General features: G+C 69.7%; 17 protein-coding genes. 9 read left to right on the plus strand and 8 right to left on the minus strand.

All coding sequences use genetic code 11. The features are described from left to right. Nucleotides 1–82 precede the first annotated feature (82 nt). The 3 genes from ACGFIE_RS04640 (at nucleotide 83) to ACGFIE_RS04650 (ending at nucleotide 5,287) form a co-directional block, all read left to right on the plus strand. Nucleotides 83–538, plus strand: a complete 456-nt coding sequence (locus ACGFIE_RS04640; RefSeq protein ID WP_393290929.1) for a DUF5318 domain-containing protein — start codon at nucleotides 83–85, stop codon at nucleotides 536–538. A gap of 197 nt (nucleotides 539–735) precedes the next feature. After that, nucleotides 736–3,651, plus strand: coding sequence for a transglycosylase domain-containing protein (locus tag ACGFIE_RS04645; RefSeq protein ID WP_393290932.1), 2,916 nt, complete (start codon nucleotides 736–738; stop codon nucleotides 3,649–3,651). A gap of 124 nt (nucleotides 3,652–3,775) precedes the next feature. Beyond that, nucleotides 3,776–5,287 (plus strand): glycosyltransferase family 87 protein, encoded by a 1,512-nt coding sequence (locus ACGFIE_RS04650; RefSeq protein WP_393290934.1) that lies wholly within the window; start codon nucleotides 3,776–3,778, stop codon nucleotides 5,285–5,287. Nucleotides 5,288–5,296: 9 nt separating this feature from the next. On the opposite strand, the gene ACGFIE_RS04655 is transcribed toward ACGFIE_RS04650, so the two are convergent. Beyond that, a complete protein-coding gene (locus tag ACGFIE_RS04655) occupies nucleotides 5,297–7,417 on the minus strand; it encodes a hypothetical protein (protein WP_393290937.1) in 2,121 nt (706 codons plus the stop codon). Next, nucleotides 7,414–8,205 carry a deoxyribonuclease IV gene (locus tag ACGFIE_RS04660; RefSeq protein WP_363680770.1) on the minus strand — a complete coding sequence of 264 codons (792 nt, stop codon included), beginning with the start codon at nucleotides 8,203–8,205 and terminating at the stop codon, nucleotides 7,414–7,416. Before ACGFIE_RS04660 ends, ACGFIE_RS04655 begins: the two co-directional genes overlap by 4 nt. A 640-nt stretch (nucleotides 8,206–8,845) precedes the next feature. On the opposite strand from ACGFIE_RS04660, the gene rpsF reads away from it, so the two are divergent. The 4 genes from rpsF (at nucleotide 8,846) to rplI (ending at nucleotide 10,505) form a co-directional block, all read left to right on the plus strand. Then, a complete protein-coding gene (gene rpsF, locus ACGFIE_RS04665) occupies nucleotides 8,846–9,136 on the plus strand; it encodes a 30S ribosomal protein S6 (protein WP_007453836.1) in 291 nt (96 codons plus the stop codon). Between the two features lie 90 nt (nucleotides 9,137–9,226). After that, complete coding sequence (locus ACGFIE_RS04670; RefSeq protein ID WP_266247452.1) at nucleotides 9,227–9,763, plus strand: single-stranded DNA-binding protein; 537 nt, start codon at nucleotides 9,227–9,229, stop codon at nucleotides 9,761–9,763. Between the two features lie 41 nt (nucleotides 9,764–9,804). Continuing rightward, nucleotides 9,805–10,044 carry a 30S ribosomal protein S18 gene (gene rpsR, locus ACGFIE_RS04675; protein WP_007073789.1) on the plus strand — a complete coding sequence of 80 codons (240 nt, stop codon included), beginning with the start codon at nucleotides 9,805–9,807 and terminating at the stop codon, nucleotides 10,042–10,044. 14 nt (nucleotides 10,045–10,058) lie between these two features. Continuing rightward, nucleotides 10,059–10,505 carry a 50S ribosomal protein L9 gene (rplI, locus tag ACGFIE_RS04680; RefSeq protein WP_007453817.1) on the plus strand — a complete coding sequence of 149 codons (447 nt, stop codon included), beginning with the start codon at nucleotides 10,059–10,061 and terminating at the stop codon, nucleotides 10,503–10,505. A gap of 84 nt (nucleotides 10,506–10,589) precedes the next feature. Here rplI and ACGFIE_RS04685 read toward each other — a convergent pair whose 3' ends face one another. Beyond that, a complete protein-coding gene (locus ACGFIE_RS04685) occupies nucleotides 10,590–12,128 on the minus strand; it encodes a hypothetical protein (protein WP_393290941.1) in 1,539 nt (512 codons plus the stop codon). Nucleotides 12,129–12,511: 383 nt separating this feature from the next. Here ACGFIE_RS04685 and ACGFIE_RS04690 point away from each other — a divergent pair, with 383 nt between their 5' ends. Next, a complete protein-coding gene (locus ACGFIE_RS04690) occupies nucleotides 12,512–15,208 on the plus strand; it encodes a replicative DNA helicase (protein ID WP_393290943.1) in 2,697 nt (898 codons plus the stop codon). 16 nt (nucleotides 15,209–15,224) lie between these two features. Here the strand turns inward: ACGFIE_RS04690 and ACGFIE_RS04695 are convergent, their stop codons facing one another. From ACGFIE_RS04695 to ACGFIE_RS04715, 5 genes are all read right to left on the minus strand, one after another. Beyond that, nucleotides 15,225–15,902: a maleylpyruvate isomerase N-terminal domain-containing protein gene (locus ACGFIE_RS04695; protein ID WP_393290946.1), complete on the minus strand. Its 678-nt coding sequence runs from the start codon at nucleotides 15,900–15,902 to the stop codon at nucleotides 15,225–15,227. A gap of 158 nt (nucleotides 15,903–16,060) precedes the next feature. Further along, nucleotides 16,061–16,462: a zf-TFIIB domain-containing protein gene (locus tag ACGFIE_RS04700; RefSeq protein WP_393290948.1), complete on the minus strand. Its 402-nt coding sequence runs from the start codon at nucleotides 16,460–16,462 to the stop codon at nucleotides 16,061–16,063. A gap of 22 nt (nucleotides 16,463–16,484) precedes the next feature. Continuing rightward, complete coding sequence (locus ACGFIE_RS04705) at nucleotides 16,485–17,117, minus strand: phosphoribosyltransferase family protein (RefSeq protein WP_363680760.1); 633 nt, start codon at nucleotides 17,115–17,117, stop codon at nucleotides 16,485–16,487. A gap of 41 nt (nucleotides 17,118–17,158) precedes the next feature. Beyond that, the gene (locus ACGFIE_RS04710) at nucleotides 17,159–18,493 is read right to left on the minus strand and encodes a glycosyltransferase 87 family protein (RefSeq protein WP_393290951.1); all 1,335 of its coding nucleotides are present in this window, start codon (nucleotides 18,491–18,493) and stop codon (nucleotides 17,159–17,161) included. A 186-nt stretch (nucleotides 18,494–18,679) separates the two neighbouring features. Further along, complete coding sequence (locus ACGFIE_RS04715; protein WP_393290954.1) at nucleotides 18,680–21,208, minus strand: putative bifunctional diguanylate cyclase/phosphodiesterase; 2,529 nt, start codon at nucleotides 21,206–21,208, stop codon at nucleotides 18,680–18,682. A gap of 528 nt (nucleotides 21,209–21,736) precedes the next feature. Between ACGFIE_RS04715 and ACGFIE_RS04720 the strand changes: the two genes are divergently transcribed. Then, a complete protein-coding gene (locus ACGFIE_RS04720) occupies nucleotides 21,737–24,835 on the plus strand; it encodes a BTAD domain-containing putative transcriptional regulator (RefSeq protein WP_393290957.1) in 3,099 nt (1,032 codons plus the stop codon). Nucleotides 24,836–24,878: the final 43 nt, after the last annotated feature.

Here is a 24,878-nt window from a genome sequence, read left to right on the forward strand (position 1 = left end):
GCAAACCCCCGTTCCGAGGTGCTGTCGTCACGGATCGTGACCGTGGTCGCCTCGTCGAGCCGGACCGCGTACCCTTCTCCGCATGCGTACGCAGCGCCAGGTCGTCGACTACTCGCTTCAGAAGCGAGCAGTGCTGCGTGAGCTCCTCGCCGGCCGGGTCGGCACGTACGACGTGTGCGACGCGTCGCCGTACCTGAAGAACGCTGCCCGGTTCCACGGCGAACCGACCGACCGCCGCTGCCCCATCTGTCGGAGCGAGAATCTGACTCTCGTCCACTACATTTACGGGGACGAACTCAAGCAGTCCGCCGGACAGGCCCGGACACTGGCCGAGCTGCCCGTGCTGGCGATGACGCTACGTGAGTTCCAGGTCTTCGTGGTGGAGGTGTGCCTCGGCTGTGACTGGAACCATCTCGTCGAGCAGTACCTGCTCGGCCGGGACGGTCTCACGGGCGATGGCGACGGTGTCGCCGGCAGCGAGCAGGACGCGGCGGGCGCCGAGGGCGCAGGTCGGCGGAGGCGAGAGGCGCAACGGTGATCTCAGGTGGTTCGACCGGCTCCGGGGCCGTGCACATGACCCGGGACGGCCGACCACTCGTTGGTCCGATTAGCCCGATTGATACGGCAATGACCTTGGCGATCCGGCACCCTCGTGCCGGCGTCCCGGGTGAAGCAACTCACGGCAACCCGGTGGCGGCGCAGTCGCGCCCCACCGCGACCGGCAGGGTGTGAGGAATGAACTCGTACGGCGATCCCAGTTCTGCGCGCGGACGGGCCCAGTACCCGGGCCCGAACGGCGACCCCGGACCGGGTGCGGACGACGCGTACCGCCGACCAGGTGGTGACTCTCGAGCCGGCGGCTGGTCCGCCGCGGAGCAGCCCGCGGCACCCCCCGGCCGCGCCTCGGTGACACCGCCGGCCGCCGGCGGTCGTGCGTCGGTGGGTGGTTCGGCATCCGTCCCGCCGCGCGGCGGTGCCGCCGCCGGTTCCGCGTCGGTGGGTTCGGCCACCCCGGGCCGGAGCGGCCGGGCCTCGGTGCCCGTGTCGCCGGCACCCGGTGCGGCCGCGGGACACGCCGGTGCGGGCCGGGCATCCGTCCCGGTGTCGCCGGCGCCGGGCGCGCCCGCCGGCCGGGCACGTGTCGGCGCCGCTGCCGTCGGCGCGGCCTCGGCCGGCCGGGCCAGCGTCGGCTCCGCGTCCGTGGGAGGCCGTGCCGCGGTCGCGCGGGCGAGCGTCTCCCCGGTCTCCGGCGGGCCTGGTGGCCCCGGAGGGCCGGCTGGGCCGAACGGGCCGGGTCGAGGTGGCCGAGGTGGCCGCGGCGCGGGTGACCCGGCCGGGGCGGCCCGGGCCAAGAAGCGCAAACGGATGAACCTGGTGATCGCCGGCTTCGCCGTCTTCATCATGCTCGCCGGTATTGGCGTGGTCGGGTTCACCTACTACTCGACGAACGTCGTCATGCCGGACGAGATCACCCCGCCGCAGGCGACCACCCTGTACGCGTTCGACAACAAGACGATCATCGCCAAGGTCGGCTCGCAGAACCGCACGCTTGTCACCATCGACCAGATCCCGGAGTACGTGCAGCACGCGGTGGCCGCCGCCGAGGACCGCAACTTCTACCGGCACTCCGGTGTGGACTACAAGGGCATCGTCCGGGCCGCGTGGAACAACGTCTCCGGCGGTGACAAGCAGGGCGCCTCGACGATCACCCAGCAGTACGCCCGCAACGCCATCGAGAACCTCAAGGAAGACACCTACGGGCGCAAGGTGAAGGAGGCGATCTTCGCCTCCAAGCTGAACGACGAGTACACCAAGCCGCAGATCATGCAGCACTACCTGAACGTCATCTACTTCGGGCGGGGTGCCTACGGCATCCAGGCGGCGGCCGACACCTACTTCGGCAAGTCGGTGTCGGAGCTGACGCCGGCCGAGGGCGCGGTGCTCGCCGCTCTGATCAAGCAGCCCGAGCCCAGCTCGACCCACAAGGGGTTCGACCCGGCGATCAACCCGACCGATGCCCAGGACCGCTGGAACTACGTGATCGACGGCATGGTCAAGGAGGGCTGGCTGCCTGCGGCCGAGCGGCCCACCGCATATCCGACGAAGTCCCTCAAGAACCCGAAGAAGGGGGGCGGCGTCGGGCTCGACTACGGCGTCGACACGCCGTACGGCAACGTCATCAACTACGTCCGCGAAGAGATGCGGGACAAGGGCATCTGTGTCGACAAGGACGAGCAGGTCACGGACACCAAGCCCCTGTGTTCCCAGGCGTTGATGGCCGGCGGTTACCGCATCCGCACCACTATCGACACCAAGATGCAGGCGGCCGCCGTCGAGACGGCCCAGCGCAAGGCCAAGGGCTCCGAGTTGGCCGACCAGCCGAAGAACCTCATGGCCGCGGTGGTCGCCATCAATCCCGAGAACGGCCGGGTGGTGGCCTACTACGGGGGCGACAACGGCACCGGCACCGACTACGCCGGCAAGAACACCGACTCCAGCGGGGCGATAAGCGGTGGCCACTCACCCGGCTCGAGCTTCAAGATCTACACCCTGGCCGCCGCCCTCAATGCCAAGAAGGCGCTCGAGTCCCGGTGGAAGGGCAAGGCCTTCAAGCCGGAGGGCACCGGGTTCAAGGTCAGCAACGCCGGCGATGACGACCCGTCCTGCCACAACTCCTGCACGCTGCGGGTGTCCACGCTCAAGTCGCTGAACGTGCCGTTCTACTACGTCACCCAGGACATCGGCGCGGACAAGGTCATCGACATGGCCAAGCAGGCCGGCGTCACCACCATGTGGCGCACCGACACCAACCCGGCGAAGGCGTACGACCTGACCAAGACGGACCCGAAGGACATCACGCCGGAGCCGTTCTTCAACGTGGTCGGCTACGGCCAGTACCCGATCACGGTGCTGGACCACGCCAACGGTGTGGCCACCTTCGCCAACGGGGGCGTCTACAACAAGGCGCACTTCCTCTACTCGGTGGAGAAGCAGAACCCCAACACCGGCAAGTGGGACAAGGTCTACAGCGAGAAGCTGGACTCGAAGAAGAAGATCGACAAGGACGTGGTCGCCGACGTGACGTCGGTGCTGAAGGACTACCCGGCCGCGGTCCACCACCAGCTCGACGACGGCCGCAAGGCGGCCTCCAAGACCGGCACCTGGGAACTCAAGGGCGACAGCTCCGACAACGGTGACGCCTGGATGATCGGCTACACGCCACAGTTGGCCACCGCGGTCTGGGTGGGCAACGTCGGCCCCCGGAAGCCACTCATCCTGAAGGACAAGCGCAAGGTCAGTGGTGGCAACCTCCCCGGTGACATCTGGGAACGGTTCATGAACGAGGCGCTGAAGGGCAAGGAGAAGCTCGACTTCCCGCCCGCGGCGAACATCGGCGACCCGACCGCCGGTAACGGTGAGGCCGCGCCTCCGCCTCCGCCCCCGCCCGGTCAGCCGGGTGGGCCGGGTGGGCCGGGTGGACAGCCCTGTGACCCGCTCACCAACCCGTTCTGCCCGCGTACCGACGGCAACCCCGGCGGCAACAACCCCGGCGGCAACAATCCCGGCGGTCCGGGTGGCCCCGGCGGCCCAGGGAACGGCGGAAACGGTGGTGGGCTGCTGCCCAGCCTGCCACCGGCCACTCGGGACTGACCCGCACCGCACGTACGCCGCCGCCGGCTGGACGACCTGTCCGGCCGGCGGCGGCGTTTCCGTACCCCCGATCTCGGCGTCGGGACAGGACGAGAACCCCCGTCGTACGGCAGGATGCCTTTTCATGAGCACCCAGTCGACGCCCGGCATCGACGACGCCGGCACCACCGACCACCCGTCCCGCTCCGACGGGTTCGTCCGCGGCCTGTCCGGTGCCATCGGCGGGCCGCTGGGCGACCACGCCACCGCACTGGACCGGCCGGCCGGCCACGAGCGCCGATTCTGGACGGTCGTCCGGATCGTCCTGGCGCTTGCCTGCCTCACGCTCGCACTGCACTGGGTGCAGAAATCCCCGTGCCAGGACGGCGCCTGGCAGAAGAACGTCCAGTACACCCGCTTCTGCTACACCGATGTGCTCGCCCTCTACTACGCCGAAGGCCTCAACGAGGGCAAGGTGCCCTACCGGGACCACCCGGTGGAATACCCGGTGCTGACCGGCTACTTCATGGGGGCGCTGGGTCTGCCGGTGCACGCCATCGGCGACGGCGACCCGAGCATCAACCAGGGCCAGTGGTTCTACAACCTCAACGCGCTCGTGCTGGGTGCCCTCGCCGTGGCGACCGTGGCGGTGATCCTGGCGTTGCGCCGCCGACGACCCTGGGACGCCGCGTTGTTCGCGCTCGCCCCGGCGCTGGTGCTCACCGCCACCGTCAACTGGGACCTGCTCGCCATCGGGTTGGCAGCGTTCGGTCTGCTGGCCTGGGCCCGACGACGACCAGCGGTGGCCGGTGTGCTGCTCGGCCTGGCCGGCGCGGCGAAACTCTGGCCGCTGTTCCTGCTGGGGCCGATCCTCGTCCTGGCGCTGCGAGCCAACCGGCTCCGCGCCGCGCTCACCGCCCTCGGCGCGGCGGCGGTGGCAGTGGTCCTGGTGAACCTGCCGGCTTACCGCGCCAACCCGGACAACTGGGGCCGGTTCTTCGAGCTGAACACCACCCGGCCGATCGACTGGGGCACGCTCTGGTACATCGGGCGCTACCTCGACGGCAAGGTCGGCAACGACCCCGGCCAGCAGGGCCCGTTCGACTGGTTGAACGCCAACATTCCGGCCCTCAACACCATCTCGTACGCCCTGTTCGGGCTGGCCTGCCTCGGCGTGGCCGTGCTGGCGCTGCGGGCGCCGCGCCGGCCTCGGCTCGCCCAGCTCGCCTTCCTGGTCGTCGCGGCGTTCCTCATCTTCAGCAAGGTCTGGTCCCAGCAGTTCGTGCTCTGGATGCTGCCGCTTGTGGTGCTGGCCCGTCCCAAGTGGGGTGCCTTCCTGGCCTGGCAGCTCGCCGAGGTCTGCTACTTCGTCGCCTTCTACGGTGAGCTGCTCGGCGCGGCGACCAGCAAGCCGGTCTTCCCGGAGGGCGTGTTCGTGCTGGCCTCGACGCTGCGGCTGGCCACCGTGGTGGTGCTCTGCGTGTTCGTCGTCAAGGAGATCCTGCACCCCGAGCAGGACGCCGTACGGGCCACCTACGCCGACGACCCGGACGGCGGCGTGCTCGACGGCGCACCAGACGCGTCCTGGCTGGATCGCTGGCGCCGCCCAGCAGTGACAAGCGAGCCCGAACCCGAGCCCGCGATCACCACAACGTGAGACAGGGCGTCAGAGTCGGTAGACGACGGCGTCGCCGACGTCCTGGCGTGTGATGCCGAGCGACTCGACCGGTGCATCGATGGTGATCTCCCATGGCGTGCCGGGCACCTGGCCACGCAGCAGCACCACCGTGCGGACGCCGAGCGTCCGCAGGTAGTCGACGCTCGTCTGGTCGGGGAACGACTGGCTGACCCGGCGGACGTCGTCGAGCTGCCGAGGCGTGAAGCCACTGCCGCCGTTCACCACGTCCGGGAACCCACTGGTCGACCAGAGCATCACGTGCTGGTCGATGCTCTGGTTGCTGGGCAGCACCAGCAACGGTCCCTCCGCCGAGCGCATCGCCGCCGGCTGGGCCGGGACCACCGGATGCGGGGTGGCATTCAGGCCCTCGATGGTGACCAGCAGCAGCGGCAGCAGGGTGGCCATCCGCAGCCACGGCCCCGGCCAGGACGGGATCCGCTGGGCGGCCAGCTCACGGACCCGGTCGGTGAGAGCGGTGATCGCGCCCGCCGCGAGCAACGCGAGCAGCAACGTCGTCCAGAGCATCAACCGGCCCGGGGTACGCAGCGCGTTCCACCCCGGCGCGTGCTCGAAGAGCGGCACGTAGGTGAACGTGCCGTCGAAGAAGCGGGTGCCCATCGCGAAAACCATCGTCACCAGCACCCCGACGAGCAGCAGCAACCGGTGCCGCAGCCGCCAGACCGAGAAGAACAACCCACCGGCGGCCAGCGCGTAGAGCACGAAGCCCGGCAGCAGCGTCATCTCCGGATTCCCCGGCAGCGCCGCGCGGGCACCCTCGTGCAACGCGCCCCAGATGCGGGATTCGGCGGGCGCGGTCACGAAGCCGGACGCCGGCGGCGAGAAGATGCTGACGTCGCGGATCGTCCGCTCGGCGTACGGGTGCAGCTCGGTCACCTTGAAGTACGGGAACGCCATCAGCAGGCCCACTCCGGCGAAGAGCACCCCGCCCAGCACGTCGGCCACGAGGAGCCGGCGACCGAACGGCAGCGCCCGGCCGGACCTCAGCCGGCGAACTCCGAACAGCACCGCTACGACGAGCACCGCGCCGGCCAGGAAGTACGCGAACGGCAGGCCGATGCCGAAGCCGAGGCTGACCTGCCAGGCCGCCACCAGCCAGCCGGCGTACACCCAGCCGTCGTGCCGCTGCTCCGGCCGGTAGCCGTACCGCAGGGACCAGCCGTGCCCCCGCGCGAGCATCGCGAGAGCCAGCGGGATGCCGCCGTTGGAGAGCACGTGCAGGTGCCCGGCCTGGGCCAGCAGCCACGGCGCGTAGGTGTACCCGACGCCGGCCACGGCGGCGCCGATCCGACCGGCGCCGAGCTGTCGGGCCAGCGCGTACGCCCCGAGGGTGGCGAGCGCGTGCGCCAGCACGAACATGATGTTGTAGCGCAGCACCGCGTCCTGGGGGCCGCTGCCGAGCATCCCGGCGGGGGCGTAGCCGAGCAGCGTGTCGGAGAACGCGAAGCTCCACAGCTCCGGGAAGAACGTGTTGGACTGCCACAGTCGCGCCGGATCGGCCAGCAGGATGTGCCCGGACCACGCCATCTGCCAGGACTGCAGGCTCGGGTCCCAGTAGTCCTGGGGAAGCGTGTACCGCGGGTAGCGCAGCGTCGGCCAGGTCATCAGCACGGCCAGCGCCAGCGCGGCGAGGGTGGCCAGGGTCCACTCGTGGGCGAGGAACCGGCCGACGGCGCGGACAGCTCGGCTGAGTCGGCTCGGTCGCGGCTCCGGCGCCGACACGAACGCCTCCCAGCGTTCGGCCTCGACCGGCTTCGGGTCGCCGTCGGCCTTCTGCGAACCGTCGGCGTCCTCCGCCTTCGTACCCTCGGCCTCGTCGGCGTCCGTGACCACGCCACCCTTGGCAACGTCCTTCGTGCCGTCGGCCTTCGTGCCGTCGGCCTTCGCGGTGTCGGTCTTCGTGCCGTCGGCCTTCGCGGCGTCGGCTTTCGCGCCGTCCTTCGGGCCGTCGGTCTTCGCGGCGTCGGCTTTCGCGCTGTCCTTCGGGCCGCTGGCCTTGGCGGCGTCGTCCTCGGCGCGCGTCGGCGCCGGTCGGCTCGGGGCGTCGTCGGTCGGCGTGGGCCGGGCGTTCCCGGGCTGTCCGGTGGTCATGCGGCCGGGCGCTCCGTCCCGAGCTGCTGGCGGAGGAAGTCGATGTCGGCCGCCTGGCCGGAGACGCCGCCTGGAGTCTCGACGACCACCGGTGCTCCGGCGGCTCGGATCACGGCCACCACCAGCTCCGGGTCGATCGTCCCGCCGTCCAGGTTGTCGTGCCGGTCCTGGCCGGAGTTGAACGCGCCCTTGGAGTTGTTGGCGTGCACCAGATCGATCCGACCGGTGATCGCCTTCACCCGGTCGACCAGGCCGAGCAACTCCTCGCCACCGGCGTACGCGTGACACGTGTCGAGGCAGAATCCGACCTCGTGGTCGCCGATGGCGTCCCAGAGACGGGCCAGCGCGTCCAGTCGGCGGGCGCAGGCATTGTCGCCGCCGGCGGTGTTCTCGATGAGGACCGGGACGCCGAAGCCGCCGGAGTCGGCCGCGTACGCGAAGGTCTTGCGCCAGTTGTCGAAGCCGACCGCCAGGTCGTCGCCGGCGTTGACGTGCCCGCCGTGGACGATCAGGCCCCGGGCGCCGATCGCTGCCGCCGCGGTCGCGTGGCCCAGCAGCAGCTTGCGGCTGGGGATCCGGATGCGGTTGTTGAGGGTCGCCACGTTGATGACGTACGGCGCGTGCACGTAGAGGTCGACCTCGGCGGCCCGCAGCTGTTCGGCGTCCTCCCGCGGCTTGGGAGCCTTCCACCCCTGCGGGTCGGAGAGGAAGAACTGCACGGTGTCGGCGGACCGGGCGGCCGCCTCCGCCAGCGGGTCGGTCGAATCGACGTGGGCTCCGATACGCATGGCAGCGAGCCTACGTCGCGGCCCCGACGGCTGCGGTGACGGTCGGCGCGGTGTCGTCACCCTCGCGTCACCACGGCCGCTCGACGATCGTTGATGGGATGGAACCCGGCGAGCAGAGCCCGGGGCCGCGCGTGGCGGGCATGCCGCGCATGGCAGTCGGCGCTCGTCGGCCCACCGACGAGGTCACCCCCGCAGCGCGGCCCGGCGCCGCGGGGGCGACCCCTCGACGCGGCAGATCTTCGCCGTTGCAGAATCTCGGAAAATTCCGCCTTTTGCCCCAAGAAGGCACGAGAGTCGTTGTATCGTCAGATAACAACACGATAAAGCTCCGCGGGGCGTCTCCGGTCCAACCTCATCGGTGTGGTCGTTCCTCCCCAGGTCCCACCCAAGGAATGCGGACGGGACGCTCCGCGGCCTCGTTGACGGGGGCTCGCCACCGACCAGTAACGGTCGGGTGGCGGGCCCCCGTCGCCATGCGCGGCGGGTCTACCCGACCGCCCCGGGCATGATCGTCCGGACCGGGTATCCTGGTCAGGTTGTCCGCGTCCGGCCGGGTTCCCCCGGCACGTGCGGGCAGCGACGCACGACCTCCTGCCACGGAAGGACCGTGGCCGCTTAGCCCACAGGAGGTGAGCACGTCTTGCGTCATTACGAGATCATGGTGATCCTCGATCCCAGCCTCGAGGAACGCACCGTCGCCCCGTCGCTCGACACGTACCTGAACGTGATTCGGACCGCGGGTGGCTCGGTTGAGAAGACGGACGTGTGGGGCCGCAGGCGCCTCGCGTTCGAGATCAACAAAAAGGCCGAGGGCATCTACGCCGTCGTCGACCTGCAGGCCACGCCTGCTGCCGTGGCCGAGCTGGACCGTCAGCTCCGGCTGAACGAGTCCGTGCTGCGCACCAAGGTCATCCGGCCGGAGATGCGCTAAGCATTCAGTCCGGCATTCAACCCGGTTCGCCCGGATCAGCCTCCGCGACTCTGTCGTACGGCTCTGCGAGCCTGTACGACGAGACGCTGAGTGCGCGAGGAGATGGTCATGGCAGGAGACACCACCATCACGGTCATCGGCAATCTGACCGATGATCCCGAGTTGCGATTCACCCCGTCCGGTGCGGCGGTCGCCAAGTTCCGGGTCGCTTCGACGCCCCGTTTCATGGACAAGACCACCAATGAGTGGAAGGACGGCGAGCCGCTCTTCCTGGCTTGCACCGTGTGGCGTCAGGCGGCGGAGCACGTCGCCGAGTCGCTGCAGCGGGGCGCCCGCGTGATCGTCTCGGGTCGGCTGCGTCAGCGGTCGTACGAGACCCGCGAGGGTGAGAAGCGCACCGTCATCGAGCTTGAGGTCGACGAGATCGGCCCGTCGCTGCGCTACGCCACGGCGAAGGTGCAGAAGATGTCCCGCTCCGGCGGCGGTGGCGGCGGCTTCGGTGGTGGCGGCGGTGGTGGTGGCCAGGGTGGCGGCGGAGGCAACTTCGACGACCCCTGGGCTTCGGCCGCACCCTCTCCCGCGCGTGCCGGTTCGGGCGGCAACTTCGACGAGGAGCCTCCGTTCTAATGGCGCCGAGCGCCCGCGATCGCAAACCAGGAGCAAGGTCAATGGCCAAGGCTGCGGCACTTCGCAAGCCTAAGAAGAAGGTGAACCCGCTCGACAAGGACGGGATCACCTATATCGATTACAAGGACACGGCGCTGCTGCGCAAGTTCATCTCCGACCGCGGCAAGATCCGCGCTCGGCGGGTCACCGGCGTGACCTCGCAGCAGCAGCGGCAGATCGCCCGCGCGGTCAAGAACGCCCGCGAGATGGCGCTCCTGCCGTACACCGCCACGGCCCGCTGAGAGGAGGCACCGATATGAAGATCATCCTGACTCAGGAAGTGTCCGGCCTCGGTGCCCCGGGCGACATCGTCGAGGTCAAGGACGGCTTCGGCCGTAACTACCTGCTGCCGCAGGGCTTCGCGATCGCCTGGACCAAGGGCGCGGAAAAGCAGGTCACGGTCATCAAGCGGGCCCGTTCGGCCCGCGAGATCCGCGACCTCGACCACGCGAACGAGGTCAAGGGTCAGCTCGAGGGTCTCAAGGTCAACCTGAAGGCCCGCGCCGGCGACGGCGGTCGGCTCTTCGGCTCGGTCACCTCGGCCGAGATCGTGGACGCCGTCAAGGGCGCCGGCGGTCCGGTCCTCGACCGTCGCCGGCTGGAGGTGCCCGGTCACATCAAGTCGACAGGCACCTACCCGGTGAAGATCAAGCTGCACCCCGAGGTCACGGCGTCGTTCAACCTGAACGTCGTTCAGGGCTGACGACCAGCCGCACCACGACGAGGGCCCGCACCGAGCGATCGGTGCGGGCCCTCGCGCGTACGCCCCGCGCCGACCGGGTCGCCGTCAGCCGATCGGTTGACCGGTCACCGCGCTGATCAGCACCGTGGAGAGGCCGCCGCCGACCACCGCGGCGGCCAGCGCGATGGTCGCCGACCGCCACGTCGTACCGACCCGCCGCAGCAGCGCCGCCACCACCAGACTGCTCACCAACGCCAAACCGAAACGCGGCGAGCCAGCCAACAGCGACTCCAACGCGCGCGACCGCGCCGAGTCGCAGCCACCCCCGCTGATATCGGTGACACAACCGGCGGGCGCCTGCCCGTCCAACGTCAGCAACCACAGGAAGATCAACACCGACGGCACCAGGTAGCAGGCGGCGGTGTAGAGCAGCGGCCGGATCGACCCGCCGGGATCCGGGTCGAGCAGGTCGTCCTCCAGACGACGCGCCCACGCGCCCGTCGCCACCGACTCGACCCGACGCCGCACCGACGCCGTGCCGACCGGCGAACGGTCCGCCCGACGCCGCGCGCCATCCGGGGGTACGGGAGCGCTGCGCGGTCGCGGGGCCGTGTAACCCACCACTGGCGACCGAGGTGCCGACGTCGTCGTATCCATCCAGCGCGGATCGTCACCCGACAACCGCGTACCGGACCAGAAACCATTGTCCCGACTGGGCCACCCCTCGGCCGCCGTGAACCGGTCGGAACGGGGTGGGAGCGTCCGGTCCCACCGGTCGTCCTCCACGGCCGAGCGCTCCCACTGGCCGGTGCGGTCCGACCGCTCCCAGCCACCGAAACTCTCCGCCTGCGACCACTGCTCGCTCAGGTCGGTGCCATCCGGGCCGGCCGGCGGCCAGGCGTGCACACCCGAGGCGTCCCACGGATCCACCGCCGGCGCGTACGACGACTCCGGCTCCGCGGCCGGCTCCGACCCACGTCCCCACGGATCCACCGCCGGACGCGTCCAGGATTCCTCTGCTGCCCGCCGGCTACGCCGCGTCGCTCGGCTCGGCTCCGGACGAGCCACCCCGTCGGCCGGGTCGGCCTCCAGGTCCCCACCGGACCAGATCACCTGCGGACGACCGGCCGGCGCGCGGCGGGGACGACGGTCCGGGGCCGCGCCGGAGACCGGCTCCTCCTCCGCCGCGTCGGCGCGACGACGACCCGCGTACCCCTGCTCCTGCGGTCGGTCGAGCGTCCACTCCCGGGTGTGGTCCGAATCGGGGCCCGCGCCGATCGCCGGTTGCTCGCGCCGACCCGTCTCGATGGCACGCCGTCGGGAACCCGTCGTCTCGCTGCTCCGCCAGCCGCCCCCGGAACTCGGACGCTCCGGTTCGACCTCGGGCTCGTCCTCGTCGGGCGCGGCGTGCCGGCCACCGCCGTCGGCGTGCCGAACCCCCGATTCCAGCGCCCACCGCGGCAGGTAGGCGTCGACCGGTTCGTCCTGCCCACGGTCGAGTGCGCGCCGCCGGCTGGAGGTGCGATAGCGCGCGTCCTCGTCGTACGGGTCGACCGGCGAGGGCAGCATGGGCTCACCCCACGAGGCGGTCGGCGGGCGCTCGCGCGGGCTGCCCTCCCCGCGTCCCCAGTCCCGGTAACTCACGGCCGGAGTGTGACCCTTCTGAACCGAAAGCGTAATCCGCTGTCCAGGTGTAGCCGTTCGCTGGAGATAGTACGGGAAGATCGTGTCACAGAACCGACCGAAATATTCTCCTCCACAGGCTGGGGACCACGTTTCCGCAGCTCAGAGGCTTGTGGCCGAGAATTCCCCAACCGTTGTCCACAGCCTGTGCACACCCTGCGCACATGCTCGTCCACCGGTGTCCACAGGTTGTCCCGAGGCTCGTCCACCGGGCTTGTTGAGTCGCTGACCTCGGGGTCCGTATGGTTGGCCCTCGACCGCCGGCGCGATGGCCCCCGATCGACCGGCCTGGTCGAGGAGAACTGTCGTACCTCGGCGGTAGAGCTGAGACCGGATCCGACGCAGTGGAGGGGGGACCCGTGTCGGTCACCGACGACAGGCGGGCGGAGTCACGGCCCGGCGGCGGCCAGCCGCCCGTGCAACGCGACGGCCAGTTCGACAAGACCCCACCCCAGGATGTCGCGGCCGAGCAGTGCGTCCTCGGCGGCATGCTGCTGTCCAAGGACGCCATCGCCGACGTCGTCGAGATCCTCAAGACCAACGATTTCTACCGGCCGGTGCACGCCACCATCTTCGACGTCATCCTGGACATCTACGGCCGGGGTGAGCCGGCCGACCCGATCACCGTGGCCGCCGCCCTCACCGACTCGGGCGATCTGGCCCGCATCGGTGGCGCCCCCTACCTGCACACCCTCATCGCCAGCGTGCCGACCGCCGCGAACGCCGCGTACTACGCGCGGATCGTCAGCGAGCGGGCGGTGCTGCGGCGGCTGGTCGAGGCCGGCACCAAGATCGTGCAACTGGGCTACGGCACCGCCAACGGCGGCAGCCGCGACGTCGACGACATCGTGGACCTCGCGCAGCAGGCCGTCTACGACGTCACCGAACGGCGGGTCAGCGAGGACTTCGCCATCCTGGCCGACATGCTCCAGCCGACACTCGACGAGATCGAGGCGGTGGGTGCGCAGGGCGGCATGATGACAGGTGTGCCGACCGGCTTCACCGACCTGGACCGGCTGCTCAACGGCCTGCACGCCGGACAGTTGATCATCGTGGCGGGCAGGCCTGGTTTGGGCAAATCGACCGCTAGTATGGATTTTGCCCGAAATGCCGCTATTCGCGCCAACCAGGCTGCCGCCATCTTCTCGCTGGAAATGAGCAAGGTCGAGATCGTCATGCGACTGCTCTCGGCCGAGGCGCGGGTGCCGCTGCACGTGCTGCGCAGCGGGCAACTCTCCGACGACGACTGGACCAAGCTGGCCCGGTGCATGGGTGAGATCAGCGAGGCGCCGCTGTTCGTCGACGACACCCCGAGCATGAACCTGATGGAGATCCGGGCGAAGGCCCGCCGGCTCAAGCAGCGACACGACCTCAAGATGATCGTGGTCGACTATCTCCAGCTGATGACCTCGCCGAAGCGCACCGAGAGCCGGCAGCAGGAGGTCGCCGACCTCTCCCGTGGCCTGAAGCTGCTCGCCAAGGAGGTCGAGTGCCCGGTCATCGCGGTCAGTCAGCTGAACCGTGGTCCCGAGCAACGCACCGACAAGCGCCCCCAGCTGTCCGATTTGCGGGAATCTGGGTGCCTCACGGCTGATACCCGGCTGATACGGGCGGATGACAATAGCGAGATCACGCTCGGTGAGCTGCTCGCCAACAGCGCGAAGGACGTCCCGGTCTGGGCACTGGATGAAGGCCTTCGCTACACCCCGCGCACCATGACCCACGTCTTTCCTAGTGGCACCCGCGAGGTCTTCCGTCTGACCCTCGCCTCGGGCAAGCGAATTGACGCCACAGCCAACCACCCGTTCCTAGCATTCACCGGATGGGTGCCCCTGGGTGAACTCTCGCCGGGAGACCGCATCGCTACGCCGCGACACCTGCCGCCTCCCATGGTCGTCCGCCCGTGGGACGAGGCCGAAGTCGTCATGTTGGCGCATCTCCTCGGCGATGGTTCCTTCGTGCGACGGCAGCCGATCCGGTACGCGAGTTGCGATGAGCTGAACCTCCAGGCGGTGACGGACGCGGCGAAGCATTTCGGGATCAGCGCCGTGCGTGACGACTATCCGGCGGCCAGAGCGACCACGCTCCGCCTGCCCACTCCGTACCGACTGGCGCGTGGTCGGCGTAACCCGATCGCGGAGTGGCTGGACAGCTTGGGGCTCTTCGGCCTCAGGTCACACGAGAAATTTCTCCCCCCGCCTCTCTTCAGCCTACCCAAGGAGCAGATCACTACATTCCTGCGTCACCTGTGGTCGACGGACGGGTCGGTGACCGTCAACACGTCAGGTCGCGGTGGACGCATTTATTTCGCATCCACGAGCCGACGATTGCTTGAGGACATCTCTCGACTGCTCCTGAGGTATGGCGTCACGGCCCGGCTGAAGGTCGTACCGGTGGTGGGTCATCGTCCGCAGTACACGCTCGACGTCTCCGGCCGCGACGACCAGTTGAGGTTCCTACGCGAAATTGGCGTCCACGGGCAGCGGTCAGAGGGCTGTACCGCTCTCCTTGCCTCGTTGGAGGCGACGGAGAGCAACACAAACGTCGACACAGTGCCACGCGAGGTGTGGGCCCGGGTCAAGGAGATCCTGGTCGAGCAGGGGATGTCCCACCGCGAGTTTGCGAAGGCCATCGGCACCGAGTTCTGCGGCAGCACCCTCTGGGAGCATGCGCCCAGCCGCTCCCGACTGGCGGCCATCGCTGGCGTTCTCGACGCGGCGGACCTGGACCTGCACGCCACCAACGACATCTTCTGGGACTCGATCGTGTCCATCGAGTCGATCGGTGAGCAGGAGGTGTTCGACGCGACCGTGCTTGAGAAGCACAACTTCATCGCCAACGGCATCGCCACCCACAACTCGATCGAGCAAGATGCCGACGTGGTCATCCTGCTGCACCGCGACGACTACTACGACAAGGAGTCGCCGCGGGCGGGCGAGGCGGATTTCATTGTTGCCAAGCATCGGAATGGGCCGACGGACACGGTGACGGTTGCGGCCCAACTGCACCTGTCCCGCTTCGTCGACATGGCCATCGGCTGAGGCGTACCCGATCGGGTCACCCCAGCAGCGGAAACCAGCCCGCCGCCTCGCCCAACTCCAGTCGGTCCCGGTCGGTCAGCGCGATTCTGCCGGTGGCCTTCAGGAGGAACTCGGTGTCGTCCCATTGGGCGGGGCGGACCGCGTCGTCGCTCAGCAGGCCGTCCATCGTGGAAACCGCGACCCGTACCGCCAGTGGGCCGGGTGGCGGCGCGTCCGGCAGTTCGGGCGTCAGGTCCAGGTGGTGCACCACAGCCTCGGTGGTCAGGGTGGCCAGGAGATCCGGTACGCGGAGCACGTGCCCCTGCGTGGTGACGTACCCCTCGGGGTCTGCCGCCGCGGCGGCTCGGACCGCCGCCGGGGCGGTCTCCTTCCAGACCCGGACGATGTCCGTCGGCCGGTCGAAGGCGGACGCCGACCGGCGGACCCACCAGGCGTGCCGGGCGGCCCCGTCATCGCCGCCCGGGAAGCCGCGCCAGTAGGACACGTCGTCGGTATCGGCGGGACCGCCAACGGGGCTGGCCAGGGCCACGAGTGCCCGCTGGGCGTCGCCGAGCACATGCAGCAGCAGGTCCGCGACGAGCCAGCCCTGGCAGCGGGTGGCTCGTTGCAGGTGCGCGTCGTCCAGGTCGTCGACCACGGCGGTGATGCCGTCGTACGCCTCGGCGAGAGCCTGGTCCTGCTGGATCTCGGTCATGCGATGCAGCCTCGCATGACGCGTCCCGACCGCCGACCATCGACCCGGGTGGGTGTGTGCCCCGGATCGGGACGCCGGGCCGCCGCGGGGAAACATGCCTCTGAGTCACAGCCCTGACTCAGAGGCATGCCGCCCGGGGATGACTCCGCTGCGAGGGCTCAGCCGAACATCTCGTCGAGGAAACCCTTGCGCTTCTTGTGCCGGTAGTGCCCGTGGTAGCCCTGGTGCTGCTGACCGTAGGCAGGCGCCGGCGGGTAGCCGTGAACGGGCGGCGGGGGCGGCGGCGGGGGGACCGCGCCGTAGCCGGGCTGGTGCTGCGCCGGGGCGTGCGGCGGCGGGTAGCCACCCGGCTGCTGGACGGGCGGCGGGTAGCCACCCGGCTGCTGCGGCGGGCCGCCGGCCTGCTGGCGACTCCAGTTGGCCTCTGCCTCGAACAGCTTTTCCAACTCGCCGCGGTCGAGGAAGATACCCCGGCACTCCCCGCACTGGTCGATGAGGACATTGCTGCGTTCGTATTGACGCATTACACCGTGACACTTGGGGCAGGTGAGGCTATCCATCACCTGACGGTACCTGGTCGAGCTAAGCGGTTGCTGTGAGCGCGTCGACGACCTCGTCGTCGGAGACCTCGTGGAAGTCGTCGTAGTAGACGCTCACCGCGCCGAAGTCAGGTGGGCGCTGGGCACAGACGACCTGGTCGGCCTCGGCCGCCAGCAGCTCGTACGCCTCCTGCGCGCCGACCGGCACGGCCACCACCACCCGGCGGGCGCCGAGCCGGCGGACGACCTCGACGGCGGCGCGGGCGGTGGCGCCGGTGGCCAGACCGTCGTCGACGATCACGGCCACGCGCCCGGTGAGGTCCAACGGTGGGCGACCGCCCCGGTAGAGCCGCTCGCGCCGCTCCAACTCGACCTGTTCGCGATGGCTGACCTCGGCGATGTCGTCGCTGCTGAGGCGGCTGGCGATCGCGTCGTTGAGCACCTGCACACCGCCCGGGCCGAGCGCGCCGAAGGCGACCTCCCGGGCCCAGGGCATGCCGAGCTTGCGGACGACAAGCACGTCGAGTGGGGCGCCGAGTCGTTCGGCGACGACCCGGGCCACCGGTACGCCGCCGCGGACGAGGCCGAGGACGACGGCATCCGGTTCGCCGACGAGGGCGGTGAGCCGCTCGGCGAGCACCCGGCCCGCCTCGGCGCGATCGCGGTACGTGGTCATGCTTTCAGGTGTACGCCGTGCGGCGGCGTTCCGCCCGCCGGTTAGACCGATGTGGCCCGACCGGGCAGATGGTCGGGCGTCGGGGTGGTCGGTGCGGTGTCCGGGCGGTGCAGGGCGGGTGCCCAGGCGAGCAGGGCCAGCGGGTACAGCAGGTACCCGAATCGGGTGGAGGGCATCAGGGCGATCGCCGCGAGTAGCCCGTACCCGCTGATCAGCGCGGTGGCGGCGGCGGTGCCCGGCGGGCGGAGCACGAGTCGGACGGCGATTGCCGCTCCGGCCGCGACCAGGAGGGTGGCGGCGATCAGCCGGCCACCGGGCAGCATGGTGGCGATCAGGTGACCGGGGAACGGGGACTGCGCGGGGCTGGTGACCAGGCCGTGGCCGAGCGGGAAGCGCAGGACGTTCTCGGTCAGCGCGTCGCGGTCGACAAGCAGGGCCGGGAGCAGGGCGGCGACGGGCAACCCGACAGCGCCGGCCGCGACCCGGGCGCCGGCTCGCCGGGTCAGACCCCAGACGATCAGGACCAGGGCGATCGGCCAGGCGAACAGCTTCAGCGCGCCGGCCAGCCCGACCGCGAGCCCGGCCCGGCCGGGCCGGCCGGCGGCGGCGAGTGCGAGAGCCAGCAGGCAGAGCGCGAGTACGGGCATGTCGTCGCCGCCGGTGGCGAGGGTGAGGGCACAGATCGGCAGGACGGTGGCGGCCTGCACGCCCCGCAGTAGCGCGGCGTCGGACCGGTGCGCCGCCAGAGGAGCCCCGCCGCTGGTGCCGGGCGTGCGCAGGGCGGCCACGGCCAGGGCGAGTGCCAGCGCGGTGCCCACCGCGAACCACACCCGTGCGTCGGTCCACCAGGTGTCGGCGAGTGCCCGGGGCAGGCCGAACAGCGCCATGCCCGGTTGGTACGGCGTGTATCCGAGAAGTTGTTCCCCGGCGGGCAGGGCGGCGATCGCGTCTCGGCCGAGGTACGGCGTGCCGTGCTCCAGCAGGCGGATGCCGGCCTGCTCGACGACCAGTACCTCCTCCTGTGCGCGGTCGGTGCGTCCGGTGGCCCGCTCGACGCTCTGCCAGAGCAGTGGGAGCAGCGCGGTGCTCGCCCACGCGAAACCGGTCACCGCCCAGCGTGCCGGCAGGCCGACCAGTCGGGACGCCGGGCTGCGCCGACGTAGGAGGAGTTGGACGATCACCGCCAGCGTGGCGGCCAGGTAGCCGGCGGCCGCGACCGTTCCCCAGGCGCGGTGCGGGAGCAGGGTCGACGTGATCGCGGTGATCGCCGCGAAGAGGGTCGAGACGGCGTAGAGGCCCAGGTCGAGGGTGAGGCCGCCGGCAGCGGTGTCGAGCGTCCGCCAACGGCGGCGGGCGGTCGGGGCGTCGGCGATCACGGGCGTCAGTCTGGCAGACGTCGCTGCTCACCCGGTTGTCCGCAGGGCTCCGGTCGGCCTCGGTCGCACCGGCGGCGACTCTGCCCTCCGTGTCGGTGCTCGCCTGAGCGGCGGTGGTGCCGGTGCGGGGCTGCCTTCGCCGGTGCTGGTGCGAGAAGCGCTGACGCCTTGCCGGGCGGCGTGCTGTCAGGCGGGGAGGTGGGGAAGGCGGTCGGGGCGGGAGCGGCCGGCCTGGCGGCGGGTCTGGCTCAGCCGGACCACCGCGCCGGTGTCGTGCAGCGGCGGTGCCAGGGTGCCGGGTTGGCCGCCCGACCCGCGCTGCAACGTGGCGAGCAGGGTGCCGGCGGGCATCGGCCGGGCGAACAGGTGGCCCTGGCCGGCAACGCAGCCCAGCTCCCAGAGGGCGCGTCGCTGTGGCTCGCTCTCCACGCCCTCGGCGACAACCGTCAGGTTCAGGCTGCGGCCCAGGTCGAGGGTGGAGCGGATGACTGCGGCAGCCTCGGCGGAGCTTCCCATGGTCGTCACGAAGCTGCGGTCGATCTTCAGTTCGTGCACAGGGATCCGGGAGAGCAGGGAGAGGGATGAGTAGCCGGTGCCGAAGTCGTCCAGCGCCAACCGGACGCCCTCGTCGCGGAGCCGGCTGAGCACCCGGTCGACCACGTCGAGTTGGCTGAGCGTCAACGTCTCGGTCAGCTCCAGCACCAGCCGGTCCGGAGGTAGGTCGTGGGCGCGCAGCCGGGCCAGCACCGAGCCCGGGAAGCGTGCGTCGAGCAGGCTGCGTGGCGACACGTTTACCGCGACCGGCACGTCGAAGCCGGCCTCGCGCCAGTTGACCGCGGCGATCAGTGCCTGGTCGAGGATCGCCTCGGCGAAGGCCGGCAGCATTCCCGAACGCTCCACCGCCTCCAGGAAGCGCAGCGGATCGATCAGCCCGTGCGTGGGGTGGTGCCAACGGGCCAGTGCCTCCGCGCTTGTCACCTCGCCGGTGCCCAGGTCGACGATCGGTTGGAAGTTGACGATGAACTCGTGGTCGGCCACGGCACGGGGCAGGTCACCGCCGAGGGTGAGACGACCCAGGTCGGCGGTGTCCCGGGTCGGGGCGTACGTGGAGATTCGCTGCCCGGCCCGCTTCGCCTGGTACATCGCCACGTCCGCGCGACGCAGCAGCTCGGCCATGCCGCCGCTGGCCGGCGCGACGGAGATCCCGCCGCTGGCCTCGACGCTGATACGCATGCCGTCCAGCTCGAACGGCTCGTGCAGGGCGGCGAGCAGCGTCTCGGCCCGGTGCGCGGCCACCGCGGGGGCCGGCAGACCCCGCAGGAGTACGGCGAACTCGTCACCGCCGAGGCGTGCCACCAGATCGCTGGACTGGGCGGCGTGTCGCAGCCGATCGGCGACCTGGACCAGCACCTGGTCGCCGGCGGCGTGGCCGAGGGTGTCGTTGACCTCCTTGAAGTGGTTGAGGTCGATCAGCACCAGTGCGGTCACCCCGTCCGCGTGCCGGGCACTCAGCTGCACGGTGCCCTGGTCGAGCAGGTGCCGTCGGTTCGCGAGGTCGGTGAGCGCGTCGTGTGTGGCGGCGTACGCGTGCTCGTCGGCCACGCGGGCAAGTTCCGCGTACGCCTGGGCGTTGCGAACGGCAGTGCAGAGCGCCGAGGCGAAGGTGCGCAGCGTGTACTGCTCCCGCTCGGAGAGCTGCACCGGCCCGCGGAAGCGCAGTCGCAGGATGCCGATGTCGACGGAGCGGTCGTGGCCTTCCAGCGGGGTGGGCACGATGGTGCCGTCTACCTCGGTGGACGTGCCGGTCGGTCCGTCGAAGGTGATGCCGGCGGTCCCGCCCCGAACGGTGCGCCCGCCGTCGCGCAGCTCGATCTCGACCTCGTCGGCGGAGAACAGCTCGGCGGCCTGGGTGACGGCGGTGGTCAGCACGTTGTCCAGGTCGACCACGTTGAGCGCGTCGGTGGTGCGGGCGAGCCGCTGCCATGCCTGCTGCTCGGTGCGGCCGCGGATGCGCGCGGAGTAGGCCAGGTGCAGGCTCAACATCAGTGGCGGGACGGCAAGCAGCAGTCGGGGATCCTCGCGGAGGATGAGCAGCGTGCAGACAGCAACGACGAATCGCACGCCGAAGCCGGCGATCCGCAGGTCAAGGTTGTTCAGGAATTGACGGGACACCCGCGTGCCGGTGGCGAGAGCGATCACCGGGATGGCCAGCAGATCGTCGAGCAGTGCCGCGACCAGGTAGATCGCCCCGAGCAGAGTGGCCAGCTCGAGCACGCCGGTAAACGGCCACTGCCAGGGGATGGCCAACGTGGTGAGGCCCGCCCCGCCGGCCACCAGAATGTTCTTGCTGACTCCGAAGGCCGCCTTGATCATCGGCAGCTTCATGATGGCTGATGCGATACCGACGCCAGCCCCGGTCGCCAGTACCACCCAGGCGGGTGGTGCCACGGCAAGCCCTATCACGATCGCCGTCTCGACCCAGGTGATGCCGTGTGTGGTCGAGCGAATTCGGATAGGTGCCATGACGATCGTGCCAAGCGCAGTCATGAAGGTCAGCGCTACGAATGTCGCACCGTCGCCTACCGAGACGGGGCGACGGGTCAACACGTTGGCCCCAGCGATGACTGTGGGAACGATTGCCATGACGACGATGAGACCGACGAGCAGCAGAAGCGACCGATCTGCCCGGGGACTCTGCGGTGACACCTGGCTCATGAAGCTCCTGTCGTCGCCCACAGTTACCTGTTGACGACAGGAGCTTACCGCTCAGTGCTACTTCGATGTCAGAACCAGTCGCTGCCGCGCATTGCATGCTCCCTCCACTCGTCCGGCCGTTTCCGTATTCCGGATCCGTTCTCGTGATGGGAGCCTAAGAGGAGTTGGGCAGTTTTAGTAGCGATAAATGTCGGTATACGCAACATTAGCCAAGCCAGCGGCCTTTGTGACGGTCTGTCCATGCCACCTGAGCGGAGCGCGGTCGTGCTGCACTGGCGATCCGCAGCTTGCGCGCTGCGGAGAGGCTATCGGCGTTGTCGCCTCCTCCCTAGTGTGGCCAGGATGTGCGCCTGGCCTCATCCGTCAGTTTGGGCTCAGGGTCAATCCGGTCGGACAGAATCTGCTCTCCGTCGCCTGGTCGGTGTGGATTTGGGGTGTCTCGTTGGGGGGTTGGCCTGCATTCTGACCACCGTTAACCTTCCCCAGTGTGATCAGCTAGACACCGATAGACGCGAATTCGGAGGGCCGGTGGAGATCAACCTGCTGGGTGGCCTGGAGGTGCTGCTTGCCGACCACAAGTTGCACCTGGGTACGCCCAAACAACGGGTAATCTTCGCGATGCTCGCGGTCCAGCCAGGCCAGTTGGTGACGTTGTCCGGCCTCATAGACGAGCTGTGGGCCGACCGTCCTCCGCGTTCCGCTGTGGCGAATGTGCGGACCTATGCGGCCAATCTTCGCCGGGAGTTCGAGACGTTAGCGCTCGCGGACGCGACTCTCGTGCGGCAGGGGAACGGCTATCGCCTCGCCTTGCGGCCGGATGTGATCGACGTCTTCCGCTTCCAGGACGAGCTTTACGCTGGCCGGGATGCTCTGGGCGCTGGCGACCTGTCGCGTGCGTCGGAACTGCTGGGCCGCGCTTTGGTGCGGTGGCAGGGTCCCATGCTCGCCGGCATCCCGCTTGGGCCCGTCCTGACGGCTCGAACCGTCGCTGCGGAGGAGGAGCGTCTTCTGGCCGTGGAACTCCTCGCCGAGGTTCATCTGCGATCCGGGCGGGATGATCTCGCAATTCCGTCACTGCGCGCGGTGACTGCCCTTCATCCGCTCCGAGAGCCGACATACCTCCTTCTCATGCGGGCCCTGCACGAGCGCGGTGACAACGCGGAGGCGCTTGTCGCGTACGACGAGATTCGCAGGCATCTGATGACGGAGCTGGGGGTGCGCCCGGGGGCCAACCTCGAGAAGTTGCGGCGCAGGATCCTCACCGAGGCGCCGAGCCGGAAACCCGTCGTCACCGGCCTGAGCAAAGGCACGGCTGGGCGCCTTGCTGGGTCCCCACCAGGACCGGTGGGTGACCCGACGACGAAGCAGATGCCCACAGTCGCAGCGGTGGATCATCTGCCTCGTTCGGTCACCGACTTCGTTGGTCGGGAGGCCGTCGTGGCCAGGCTGTTGGCGGAGACGCGGCGTGTCGAGGATCGCGTACCGGCCGTGCACGTCATCGACGGAATGGCCGGCAGCGGCAAGACAACACTTGCCGTGCACCTGGCCCGCCGGCTGAGCGACCGGTACCCGGATGCCCGTTTGTACGTCGACCTGCGGGGGCATGGCGAGAAGGACCTGATTGGACCGGCGTCGGCTCTTGTCGTCCTGCTTCGCCAGCTTGGGGTGCCGCCTGAGCGGGTGCCGGTTGACCTCGACGACAGGACGGAACTCTGGCGACGCGAACTGGCCCGCCGGAGGTCGGTGATCATCCTGGACAACGCCGCCAGCAGCGACCAGATCCAGCCGCTTCTGCCGATCGAGCCCACCGCCGTCGTGCTGGTGACGTCTCGACGCCGACTCACCCACCCGGACCTCGGCGCGTCGCAGTCCCTGCCGGTCATGTCGTCCGGGGAGGGCGTCGACCTGTTGGCCGCGAGTGTGGGGCGGGAACGGGTCGACGCCGAGCCGGAAGCAGCGGTCGAGGTGGTCCGGCGGTGCGGCCATCTTCCCCTGGCGATTCGGCTGGCCGGCGCCCGGCTGGCGCACCGACGTGGTTGGCGGTTGGCGGATCTCGCGGCACAGATGGCCGGCGCGGCGTCGGTTCTCCCTCATCTGGCCGGGGAGAACAGCACAGTCACCGGTGTGTTCGCCGCCTCCTACGAACCTCTCCCCGAGTCGACCAAGCGGGTCTTTCGCTTTCTGGGTCTGTACCCCGGTAGCCGGTTCAGCCCAACGGCGGTCGCGGCACTGACCGGGCTGACGGTGGCGGAAGCTCACGCGGCTCTCGACGACCTCACCGACAGGCACCTGGTGGAGGATCTGAACTCCAGGCAATACGGATTGCACGACCTCATGCGCCAGTACTCCGTCGAGCTATGCCTGTACGTCGATTCGGCGCAGGACCGCCGGTCAGCCCTGGCCCAACTGCTCGACTTCACCCTGGCAGCGGCACTGCGGATTGCTGAGATTATCGAGCCCGTTGTCATCGAAAGCCAGGTCAGTCATCTCCCGTTCGGTCGGCCTGAATTGCTGGAGGCTCTTGGCGAGCCGAGCGCCGAGTGGTTGGAAGCCGAGCGGGCGGACCTGGTGACGATGGTGGCGTCGGCACATGTGGCGGGCTTCCACGAGCACGCCTGGCGGCTGGCTCGTGCCCTGTGGCGATTCTGCTACATCCGCGGATACTTCGAGGACATCATCGTGACCCACCAGCAGGGGCTGGCAGCGGCAGAGGCGACGGGCAACGCCGAGTCGACGGCGCTGATGCAGAATTACCTGGCCTCCGCTTACGTCCGGACCGGCGACAATCGGGAAGCCCTGAAACACCTGACCCGCGCGGTCGAGCTTTCCAAGGAATCCCGGGACGTGCTGAACACGGCTCGCTACCAGGCCAATCTTGCCCCGGTCCACTACTGGAGCGGCAATCTGACCGAGGCGGTGGCACTCGGTATGGAACATCTGCGTGACTACCGGGGCTACGGCAACGCAGGAGCGCCGAACGCGTTACCGAACGTTGGTATCGCCCTCACGTCACTGGGCCGTTACGAAGAGGCGCTATGGATTCACCGGCGTCACCTGGCCTGGGCCCGAACCAACTCGAACGAGTTCCACGTGCTCAACGCTCTCAGCCATATCGGATCGGTACGCACCCGAATGGGAGATTTCCATCAGGCGATCAGGATCCTCAGGGCCTCGCTGGCGCTTCGCGACCGCACCGGCCACCGCTACGGCGAGGCAGAGGTACGCCTCGACCTTGGCATCGCCTACCGCGGTCTTGGTCGCTTGGCGGAGGCCAAGCAGGAGCACGAGTTGGCTCGGACCCTCGCGGTCGGTTCGGGCGAGCGGCATGTCGAGGCCGCGGCGTTGAACGAACTGGGCCGCACGCTGCGGGCACGCGGGCGGGACCGTGCGGCAGCCGAGATGCACCGCGAGGCCCTGCGGTTGGCGACGCGGATCGCACACCCGCACGAGCAGGGGCGTGCACTGGCGGGCCTCGCGGAGCATTTCAAGGCCATCGACCCGGCCGAGGCCCGGCGGCACTGGGAGCGGGCGTTGGCGATCTTCCGTCGGATGGGCGTACCGGAACGCCTCGATGTCGAGCGCCGCCTCGCCGAACTGGGTGCCAGTGTCGTCGATGCGGGGTGCTGACCTGCGCGAACGTCGCTTATCGATTTCTTATCGCCGGGCCCGG

The sequence above is a fragment of the Micromonospora sp. NPDC049275 genome (genome assembly GCF_043197115.1).
Taxonomy (GTDB): domain Bacteria; phylum Actinomycetota; class Actinomycetes; order Mycobacteriales; family Micromonosporaceae; genus Micromonospora.